Annotated in this window: 8 protein-coding genes and 2 pseudogenes; 7 read left to right on the top strand and 3 right to left on the bottom strand. The window is 64.0% G+C overall.

Annotated features, from left to right (window positions below; genetic code table 11):
- Positions 1-715: 715 nt before the first annotated feature.
- From L0U85_RS19945 to L0U85_RS19935, 3 genes are all read left to right on the top strand, one after another.
- The gene (locus tag L0U85_RS19945) at positions 716-1,660 is read left to right on the top strand and encodes a hypothetical protein (RefSeq protein ID WP_241379524.1); all 945 of its coding nucleotides are present in this window, start codon (positions 716-718) and stop codon (positions 1,658-1,660) included.
- 317 nt (positions 1,661-1,977) lie between these two features.
- Positions 1,978-2,679, top strand: a complete 702-nt coding sequence (locus L0U85_RS19940; RefSeq protein ID WP_241379523.1) for a hypothetical protein — start codon at positions 1,978-1,980, stop codon at positions 2,677-2,679.
- Positions 2,680-2,682: 3 nt separating this feature from the next.
- Positions 2,683-3,147, top strand: a complete 465-nt coding sequence (locus L0U85_RS19935) for a helix-turn-helix transcriptional regulator (protein ID WP_241379522.1) — start codon at positions 2,683-2,685, stop codon at positions 3,145-3,147.
- Positions 3,148-3,288: 141 nt separating this feature from the next.
- On the opposite strand, the gene L0U85_RS19930 is transcribed toward L0U85_RS19935, so the two are convergent.
- Positions 3,289-3,609 carry a tyrosine-type recombinase/integrase gene (locus L0U85_RS19930; RefSeq protein WP_347177490.1) on the bottom strand — a complete coding sequence of 107 codons (321 nt, stop codon included), beginning with the start codon at positions 3,607-3,609 and terminating at the stop codon, positions 3,289-3,291.
- Between the two features lie 908 nt (positions 3,610-4,517).
- Between L0U85_RS19930 and L0U85_RS19925 the strand changes: the two genes are divergently transcribed.
- On the top strand, positions 4,518-4,955 hold the full coding sequence (locus L0U85_RS19925; RefSeq protein WP_241379521.1) for a peptidase inhibitor family I36 protein: 438 nt from the start codon (positions 4,518-4,520) through the stop codon (positions 4,953-4,955).
- Positions 4,956-5,068: 113 nt separating this feature from the next.
- On the opposite strand, the gene L0U85_RS19920 is transcribed toward L0U85_RS19925, so the two are convergent.
- Positions 5,069-6,235: a hypothetical protein gene (locus tag L0U85_RS19920; protein WP_241379520.1), complete on the bottom strand. Its 1,167-nt coding sequence runs from the start codon at positions 6,233-6,235 to the stop codon at positions 5,069-5,071.
- A 522-nt stretch (positions 6,236-6,757) separates the two neighbouring features.
- Here L0U85_RS19920 and L0U85_RS19915 point away from each other — a divergent pair.
- Complete coding sequence (locus L0U85_RS19915; protein ID WP_241379519.1) at positions 6,758-7,720, top strand: hypothetical protein; 963 nt, start codon at positions 6,758-6,760, stop codon at positions 7,718-7,720.
- 117 nt (positions 7,721-7,837) lie between these two features.
- Here the strand turns inward: L0U85_RS19915 and L0U85_RS19910 are convergent, their stop codons facing one another.
- A complete protein-coding gene (locus L0U85_RS19910) occupies positions 7,838-8,155 on the bottom strand; it encodes a hypothetical protein (RefSeq protein ID WP_241379518.1) in 318 nt (105 codons plus the stop codon).
- Between the two features lie 664 nt (positions 8,156-8,819).
- On the opposite strand from L0U85_RS19910, the pseudogene L0U85_RS21530 reads away from it, so the two are divergent.
- Both L0U85_RS21530 and L0U85_RS21525 read left to right on the top strand, forming a co-directional pair.
- Positions 8,820-9,218, top strand: a pseudogene (locus L0U85_RS21530) (reverse transcriptase domain-containing protein); the annotation flags it as partial.
- Positions 9,219-9,319: 101 nt separating this feature from the next.
- Positions 9,320-9,486 (top strand): annotated as a pseudogene (locus L0U85_RS21525) (saccharopine dehydrogenase); the annotation flags it as partial.

Raw genomic sequence — 9,486 nt, 5'->3', positions numbered from 1 at the left:
AGCAACCAACCAGACCCTCACGGAACTTGATCAAGCCCTGCACGCGCAACGGCTGTTCGCGTGCCGAATACGTGCCGAAGTTTTCGACGGCCGGGTTCGGACGGGACGACTTTGCAGGTCGACGGTCCAGTATGCGAATGTAGCGCACCCCGTTTGGGAGCGAGGGCAAACGTCAAGCTCGTGTGTTCGAATCAGGGTATGACCGCAATGTGGCATTGTGGACGATATGGAGTAGCCAAAAAGGCAGCCATTGGACCCGGAAAACGAAGCCTTAGGATGCCAAATGTAGCCCGACAATGATCGAGGTGAATAGGCATCTACCTGCGAAAAATGGTCCGTGAATCGGTCATTTAAGGCCGTAAGTCCGGCTTGAGGTGCTAGTGTCCTACTAATGGACGTGGGGGTTCAAGTCCCCCCTCGCGCACAGATTTTCTTATCCGGACCTGGGGGGCTCGCCTATCGGGTCTGCTTCTTATTCAGGGTATCCGGGCCTCAGGGCTTTGAGGTCGTTGCCGGTGAGACCCTGAGGACCCATCTGCTGGATGGGGGAACCCGCGTGCTCCCCGAGCGGCTCGAAGTTGATGGCGCACGTGTTGCTGAGGAAACGGGTAACTGAGGCCTCTCCTGTGCGTTTGCAACAAGCTCGAGGGCACCATGTCTCCCGTTGACCCCAGTAGAATGACAGTGCCCCGGGTTCCCGAATAGAGGACACGATGTGAAGTACCCCCGAGAGCTCGTCCTCCTGTGGCTCTCGGCCGCCGCGCTGCATGGCGTAGTCGGCCTCTACTGGTTCTCGATCGGCCCGGGTGACTACCGGTATCAGACAGTATCCGCAGGTACGTTGCTGGTGGTCGGGGTCGGATTGCTTACGTGGTGGTGGGTCCGAGCTGTCGGCCAAGGCCGGGTGGCGGTCTCGGTCAAAGCACAGATGCGGTACCGGCGGGCAGTCCTGCTCGTCGCATACGGGTTGTTCTGCGCCCCGGCGGCGTTCGCGGCCGGCATCGTCGGGAACAGTGCAGCCTGGCACCAGTTCGTGGAAGCGGACCCTCAGATCGTGCGCGCCGAGGCGACCACCATCACCGACCGGCAGACATTCAGGAGCGGCGTGACGGTCTTCTTCGACGGCTACGCCGTCTTGGACGGCCAGCGCTACGCCTTCAAGGGCGAGCCGGTCGACTACGGGTCCCGGGATGAGGTCCGCACGCCTGAGGCGGCCGAGTTGTGGGCGGTGTTCGCTCCGGCGAATCCGGAGGCAGGGTTCGTCTTGACCGAGTCGCGGTCTGATGCCGAATCGATGCTCGAGTTCGCGGTGGTGCCGCTCTTGCCCTTGGGACTGGCCGCAGCGGGGTGCTGTTGGGTGGTACAGAGAATTCGCGTTCGGCGCAAGCGGTACTTCGACGGGTATACGAGGGCCGTCGAGCGGACACCTGTCGGGCTCTTGATCTTGGCCGCCGTGCCTTTGGTCCTGTGGCTCATCGGAATCGTTCTCGTGGCGGTCCGTGCCGCGGAACCAGCACCGTTCCAGCCACTGCCGCAGAGTGATCCGGCCTCGGTCGTCCCTATCCTCATTTGGATGCTGCTGCTCATTCCCGGGTCCGCCTATGCGGGTGTGTACATGCTCTCCTCGGCGAGAAACCCGGTGTACCGATCGTCCCGGTGAGGTCTCAGTTGAGGACCTGTTCCCGAGCCTGGGCCATTCGCCGAAGAGGCACCTCGTCAGAAAGCCACGAAGCCAGGGCTTTGACCTGGGGTGATGGGTGTGCACAGGATTTCGTATCGGGACCCGGCAGGTGACTGCCGGGTTCTTGTTATGGCCGGATTCTTCGGTGATCGACGCCCGGATTGGACCATCCTTCGTCGGCTCGTCGTCATGTGCTTGAAGTCGGGGTTGTGTGGCCTGGGGCGGCGGTGGAGCTCGCTGCGAGGTGCGCATCGTTGAGCGGTTGTCGGATTTATCAGAAGTGATAACCTAGAGTCATGGATGAGACCGAGCACGCATATGCGGAGGCCAGCCCTGACCTGCGGGCCGTGTTGGACTCGGCTGCGCGGCTCCAGGAACTGGTTCCCGACGCGGTTCTGGTGGGTGGCTCGGCCGCGGCGCTGTATGCCGGGCACCGGGACTCATATGATCACGATCATGTGGTGGCCGACCTCCGGGATCGGTTCGAAGTCGTGCTCGAGGCGCTCGAGTCCGAGGGGGAGTGGGTCACCAACCGGGTGCGCCCGGGCAAGATCATCCTCGGCAGTCTCGGTGACATCGAGACCGGCGTGCGGCAACTGATCCGCCGGCGGCCGTTGGAGACCGCCGAGATCGAGTTGGGCAGCGGTCGGTCGCTTCGGGTGCCCACGCCCGCTGAGACCTTGCGGGTGAAGGCGTTCTTGATCGTGCGGCGGAACCAGACCCGGGACTATCTCGACGTGGCGGCCTTGAGCGCGCGTTACGGCGTCGAGCGTGCGGCAGCGGTCCTGGGCGGCATCGACGAGTTCTACGCCGATCAGGGCAGCGAGGAGGAAGGGGTCCGTTCGCAGTTGATCCGGCAGCTCAGCGAGCCGCGTCCGGCGGACTTCGAAGTCACCGCCGAGCTGATCGCCTACCGGAACCTGAGCGAGCGGTGGACCGACTGGTCGAACGTGGTCGCCGCCTGTGCGGAACTTGCCGAGCAGATCGCAAGGGGATGAGCGATGGCACTTCGATTCCGAAACCTGAACGTCTCACCGGGCGATCCAGTGGAGCTCTGGCCGGTCGAGGCGGTCCAGACCGCGCTGGAGCGCGGATCGGTGCGGGACTGGCGGCGACTGATCGAGGTCATCGACCGCGACCCCTGGGGCAAGACCGCCCGCCAGGTCGAGCACGTCCTGACCTACAGCCGCCCCTACGGCGTAGCGAACCTGATGGAACGGGTGCTGCAGAGCGCCCGAGCAGGTGCCGAATGCGCCGAGCGTGAAGTCGTGGCCGGGAAGATCAGGCAGGCCATCGCCGCCTCGGGACTGACGCGCGCCGAATTCGCCTCGCGTATCGGGACCTCCGTCTCCCGCCTGTCGACCTATGCCACCGGCAAGGTCGTGCCTTCGGCGGCGCTCATGGTGCGCATCGAGCGGGTCGCCGCAGACGCATCTGCGCGGAAAGCCACGACATCAGGGTCGTGACCTGGGGCGATGGGTTCAGATAAGCCGTTGCAAGGTGCACAGATTCGAAGGTCTCGGGAAACCGGGGCCTTCCTTTTCATGATTCTTCCTTCCTCATACCGTTGGCACCCGCTAGGGGTGAGCCAAGTAGTGAGCCAATTGTTAGCCAGCTTTCCGTCCCTTTAGGTCTGGGGGCCAGCCGCTCAAGGCTTCGTCGATCAGCTCCGCGCCTTTGGTGATGACGGGCTTGAGCTGGTGCCGGTAGACCGTCCAGGTGGTAGTGGTGTCCTTGTGGCCCACCAGGTCGGCGATGAGCTCGATTGGTGCGCCGCGGTCGGACATGATCGACACGAATGTATGGCGCAGCTCCCGCGGCGTCCACTCGCCGGGGATCCCGGCCTCGCGGACGACGGCACGGAACTGGGCGCGGATGACTTGGGCCTGCGGGACGGTGTCGTGCCGGGTGCCGAAGACGTAGACGATCTCGCTCGTAGCCTCTGGGCATGGCTCGCTTGCGTGACATCGTCATCGACGCCGGTACGGTGACGGGTATGGAAATCGATGCGGACCATCGAAAGACAGCTGCCGCTCTCGCCGCGCAGACAAGTGAGGTCGCGTTCGCAGCTGACCCGGACCTGTGGCGGAGGCGGTTGAACTGGCTTACTGGAGGCATACTCGGACGGCATCGGCGCTGGCGTTCCGCTCCCAGAACTGATGCCCCGTGGGAGGACGTGCCTTCGTTCGAACGTGTCGGTTGGCGAGAACGAGTCGCTCTCCATGGGGATGACAATGTGTTCGCTGTGCAGTACCGCGTCTGTCGACGTTGCCGACTGGGATGGGTTGAATACCCGTACACGGATCCGCGCTTTCGGCGGGCAGGACTTGCTGCCGCTGGACTGGCTGCGCTCCGAGCCGAGCATGCAGGCCTGTCCTGGCACACGCTCGGCGGTCACGGCCGAGACTCGCGACGGTTCTGGGATCGAGTGGGCGAGACCGTATCAGGCGGGTACCGGCAGCGCGAGTGCTGTGTTCATGTGGCATCTCATTGAGAATCGCTCCTGCTGCAACCCCTGTTGCGGACTGCACCACGAGGTCGTGGACGCCGATGGCCCGCAATGCCCGAGATCGTGAATGTCGTGATGCGGCGCGATTGATGCCAAAGCGGGACCGCGGCGCCAGGAGGAGGCTTCCGCACGTTGTCTGCGGTAGCAGGCGGCCACGGTCTGCGCTGCCGGTTGCTGGAGCAGCGGAGTCGGATATCCGTCGGTGGTGACCACCATGAATCGCGCCCTGAGGCGTGCGCCAATCCTAAAGTCCTTCGTGTCGCACGCGCGCGATCACGGCGAGCCGTCATCGAGGCGGCCGCGCCGCCGCGATGATGGGAGACAGCGATGTCCAAGACGTTCAGAGCCGCTTTGGCAGCCTTTGGCGCAGGCGTGCTCATGGCCACCGGGTTCACCGCCGGAACATCGTCCGCGGCGTCCGCGGCGCCGGTCGGCCCCGTGGAGGGCTGGGATGACTGCGCAACGGGCCACTTCTGCTTGTGGGCCGAGCCGGGATTCGGCGGCGAGAAGATAGTCGACTGGACACCGCGTCAACGCGCGATCTATCATTTCCCGGCTTCGGCATGGAATCGGGCCAATTCGGTCCGGAACAACTCCCACTTCGACGTCTACCTGCACAACCAGGTCAATGGCAGCGGACCGTTCGCGGTCTGTGTCCACGCGAGGTCGGGCCACGGCGACCTCCGCCTGTTGGGGTGGGGTAGCGCCGCTAGGAGCGCCACCACCGGGTTCCCCTGCCCGCATTCTCCGGCGCCGCCGGGGTAGCGGTCCAGTTCGGCGTCCCGGCAGTGCGCACTTCACAAGGCCCTCCGGACGAGTGTGCGGGGACACTGCCCCTTATGGCAGTGTCCCTCCTCGGTCTTCGGCGTCGGTGTCGGTCAGCTGAGCCGCACGGCCTGCAGGTGCTGGAGGTCCTTCTTGGGAGCCCACAACCCGAAGAGGAAGTCCTGCGACTTGCCCGCGGGGATCAGACCCGCCTCCTTCGGCTCGATGTAGGCCTGGCGCCCCTCGCCGTAATTGATATCTACATCCGGTCCCCAGGACCTGATCAGCCAGTTGGCCGGCAGCTCGAAGGTGACGCGCCATCGATGAACGTCGGTCTGGCGTGCGATGAGCGTGACGCTGTAGTTGTAGACCCAGCCCGGTGCCGGATCATCGGTCTCGTAGGGGTGACCGTTCTCGATCGCGATCTTGGCGTCGATCCAGTCATACTGCTCCTTGATCTCCTGATGGAGCACCTGCCCGGCGGAGTCCCGCACCTGGAGACCGTTGAGTTTGAGCTTGCCGCCGCCGACCCGGCTGGACTTCGCGTCTCGCAGGTCGTCAGCGGTGACCGGTTTGCTCTGGGTCGAGCCGGTCAGGTCGAGCTTGTTGACGTTCCCGGCGGTGTCGACGGCGTACAGGTGACCGGCGGTGGTGAAGAAGACCGCCGAGTACAGGCCGCGCTCGCCAGTCTTGGCGGACTCGGATTTGGGGAAGCACCCCTTGGCCAGCACCTTTTTGAGCGGGTTGGCGGACGGGTCGATATGGATCAGGGAGCCGTCGTCGCCGTCGACGGCATAGAGCCGCCCGTCCTTGGGGTGGTACGCCCAGTCGTACCAGCCGCCCGCTCCGGCGGGGTGCAGATTGGTGACTGTGGGCGGGTCGGTGGCGACGTTGACGCGTACGGCCGGCTGGTTCGGCCCGGAGGCGATGATGTAGGTGTCGCCGTCGGGTTCGAAGTCGCCGTTGGTGTAGGACGAGCCGCCGCGGTCGGGCATCCCGTGGAGTTCGGTTTCGGTGAGCACCTTCCCGGTGGCCGCGTCGATGGTCAGCATCGTGTCGGACTGCCGTTTCATCGCGTACAGCTTGCCGTCTTTGGTGCGCAGCGCCAGAGCGTCGTACCCGGCCGCGTACGGCTTGGCGTTCTCGACTTTGGCGACCAGGCCCAGGTACGGGTTCAAGGTGTAGAGCGTCGTGTTGGTGGATCCCACCGCGAGGTAGGTGTACGAGTCCCCGCGTTTCTCATCTGTTGCTGCTTCGGTGCCCTGCCCGGTCATGGCCATGCGTCGTATCTCCCAGGCTCGGAATCGAGTACCGCTGGTGGCGGAAACGTTGCATCAAGGAATATTCTTCCTAGTGTTCGCACCAGAGTCAAGAACTGTCGGAAACGGACAATTGTCGGACATGCGACAGGTAATTCCGAGCTCGTCGCCCCCACCGTGCCGCCGGTGATCAGACCTCGGTGAACGGTGCCCAGCGCTCGCTCACTAGCGCCAGTGCGAATCCGCCCACGCACCTGGCACCGGTGCGGCTCGATCTGGGTGAAGCATCACTCCAGCAGGCGACCGCTCCGGCATTGTTTGCTTGTCGCACGACAAAACACTTTGAACGGCTGCTTCACCTGCGGCCCAACGACTTCAAACCGCGTATCATGGAGACGCGCTTCCCAAGCCCGTTTCATTGCCAAGTCCGGAATCTGACACCTCGCCATATTGCCGCCAGTGTGCCGTTCGCCCACTAGCGTGGGATGCCCAGGGCCCGATGCCGATCCGCGCGATTCCGACAATCACGCCCACGTTTGCAATTTGCGCATCACCTTCCTCACAGGAAAGAGAGCAGAACTGATGTCAATTGGCTACACGCTTACAGTGAACACACTCGACGGCAGGACCGGCTCCGAATCCACCGGCAGTGAAGAACGCATCATCACCGATGAGGACCAATCGCGGTTGGGGCTCACGCAAAGCGCTCTCAAGAAGGCCATCAAGGAAATCCGGGACGGCTACGAACCGGAATCCGCTTACCTCCATTCCCCTGCCAGATCGCAATACGCGGGGGACATGTACGACAAGTACGGTTGGGACCAAGCAAGACTCCGGATCAAACCCGTCAATGTCGTATTCGATGAACCCGGCGACGGGCAAGAGAAGCAAATAGCCGTCGTCGAGCACCTCCGCAACGACAGCAACAAGCCCGGCAACAAGTATCACGTCGATGCCACCACCGAATACTCCGACACCATCGAGAACTCATGGACGGACACCAACACCGTCAAGTGGGACCTATCCCTCGATGCCGAACTCAAGATTCTGGGAACAGGAGGCGGAGTCTCGACAACGATCGGCTACCAGCACGACTGGACGCACACCAAGCGACAGGAGTACTCCTACAAGTTCGGCGTTAGCGTCGGAGTCGAGGTCACACTCGATCCCGGTCAGGCAGTCGACGTCCTGATCTTCGGGAAGGTTGCTCAGTACACCGCTCATGTCACCTATCTCGTCGACATGGTAAGCGGAGACTGCGCCTACTGCTGGGGCAGCGACGACTGGCATGACGGCCACCATGACTGGGCCAACGATGCATGGTCCGTTGCCAGCCACGCCGCCACGTTCCCACAGCAGATCACCGAAACGGTCAAGTTCGGCTTTGCCAGCGACGGAACCGTCAAGGTCGTCGACGCAGACTCCGGCGGCCTCATGGGCCAGCAGAGCATCGACCTCGTCCCGGCTGAGAAGCTGCCCTTGCGCATCGACGCTCGAGCCAGGTAGCGCGTCAAGCCGACGGGCGAAGCGGATCGAGCCCTGCCGGGGCATCACGCAGAACCTCTACGCCATCGGCGGCCGCTACCACGGGTGAGGTGCCTGCACGGACGAACTGGCGGCTCCTCAGTGCGCGGGTCTGGAGAGCGCCTTGATGGGCAAGCCGATCCCGATCGCACCCGTGACGAGCAGCGAGTCCAGGTCGGGGTCGAACCGGGAAGCTCCCAGAACTCGTTGAGGCGGTCGGCCCGGTCCGACCGGTCGTGCACCAGATGAAGTCGACCGCGCGGGCTTCAATAAGCGAACGTACAGGGCAAGGCGGCTCAGCCGCGACCGCTCCACGAGGTCGAAACCCTTGGCGAGGTCGATGTAGGCATCGATGGTTTCTTCGGTGGCGGCGATTGCCTGATCGACGGCAGCCCGATCGGCCGGTGAGAGTTCCATGTGGACATTTTCTGGCCGCACGAAACGAGCGAACAGGCGAGGCCGCAGCCCCGAGAACGGCTCGATCCATGAGCTTGTTTCGTGTGCCACGACCAAGGAGGTTGTTGTTGTAGACAGCTGACTTGTTGCTGTGCAGCTGATGGGGGTAGGCCCTCCGGAGCCGCCCTGCGGGGGGAGGCTTCAAACCACGATGTGCTGCGGGAGCGGTGACGCGACCGTGGTGAGCGACATCGGAAAAGGCGGCCGTTGAGTCGTCAGGTGGGGATCGCGGAGACGTTGCGTTGTCCCGGCTGCGGCCGGGGTGCCTTGCAGGAAGCGTCGTTAATCATGAGGTGATGTCGAAACCGGGGCGTGAAATAGGTCCTGGGACGAGTCTGGCGTGAACCCGTTTACTGGCCAGGTGGCATCCGGCGTATAGAGGGCGTGAACGCGATCTGCTGCGGCTGCAGGGAACGTGGGAAGGTCCTGCCCTGTGGGGCAGGCTGGCGGACCGGCTCGTAGTAGCGGTGAAGCCCCGGCTTGGCGCGGTGGGGGTGGAGCGAAGGGGCCGGGCGGTGCGCGACTCGCTGCTGGATCAACCAGTGCTGGGAGGAGTCTCGTGAGCGGGTCACAGTCAGAAGTGAAGCAGTCCAAGCTGTTCGATGTCTCGAAGTCCGAGGTGTGGATGGCGTGGGAACAGGTGCTGAGCAACAAGGGCGCGGCCGGGGTTGACGCGGTCGAGCTGTCGGAGTTCGCTGACCGGTTGCAGGACAACCTGTATCGGGTCTGGAACCGGATGGCGTCGGGTTCGTATCACCCTGCCCCGGTCCGACAGGTCGAGATCCCCAAACCGGACGGTGGCGTCCGGGTGCTGGGGGTGCCGACGGTCGCAGATCGGGTGGCGCAGACGGTGGCCGCGAAGCGGCTGGAAGCGGTCTGCGAGCCGATGTTTGCCGAGGATTCGTTCGGGTTCCGGCCGGGCCGGAGCGCGCATGACGCGGTTCGGGTTGGCCGGGACCGGTGCTGGCAGCGCCATTGGGTGGTCGACCTCGATATCGCGAGGTTCTTCGGCTCGGTGGACTGGACGTTGCTGCTGAAAGCCGTTGAAGCACTCGATGTCCCGGCGTGGGTGTCCACGAGACTCCTCGCCCCTGGGAGGCCTGCGAGGACTACAGGCTCGACGGCGAGGTCTTCGAGGTCTACCCCAACCGCGACAGCACACCGGATTCATCGCCCAATACGGTTTCCCCGCCGGATGGGCCACCGAGTCGTTCGTGCGGGGCACGCTCCGCCCACAAGGGTGGAAGCGGACGTGGAAGGACGTGTTCGACGTCGTCGACTCCGGCGACCGC

The sequence above is a fragment of the Glycomyces sp. L485 genome (genome assembly GCF_022548875.1).
Classification (GTDB): domain Bacteria; phylum Actinomycetota; class Actinomycetes; order Mycobacteriales; family Micromonosporaceae; genus Glycomyces.
The sequence above is the reverse complement of the archived record's forward strand: the minus strand, read 5'-3'. Positions and strand labels throughout refer to the sequence as shown.

What these genes read in the sequence shown, in the direction of transcription:
- L0U85_RS19940 (WP_241379523.1), top strand. Translation starts at nt 1,978, where the DNA reads ATGGATGAGACCGAGCACGCATATGCGGAGGCCAGCCCTGACCTGCGG.
- L0U85_RS19925 (WP_241379521.1), top strand. Translation starts at nt 4,518, where the DNA reads ATGTCCAAGACGTTCAGAGCCGCTTTGGCAGCCTTTGGCGCAGGCGTG.
- L0U85_RS19920 (WP_241379520.1), bottom strand. Translation starts at nt 6,235, where the DNA reads ATGGCCATGACCGGGCAGGGCACCGAAGCAGCAACAGATGAGAAACGC.
- L0U85_RS19910 (WP_241379518.1), bottom strand. Translation starts at nt 8,155, where the DNA reads ATGGAACTCTCACCGGCCGATCGGGCTGCCGTCGATCAGGCAATCGCC.
- L0U85_RS19935 (WP_241379522.1), top strand. Translation starts at nt 2,683, where the DNA reads ATGGCACTTCGATTCCGAAACCTGAACGTCTCACCGGGCGATCCAGTG.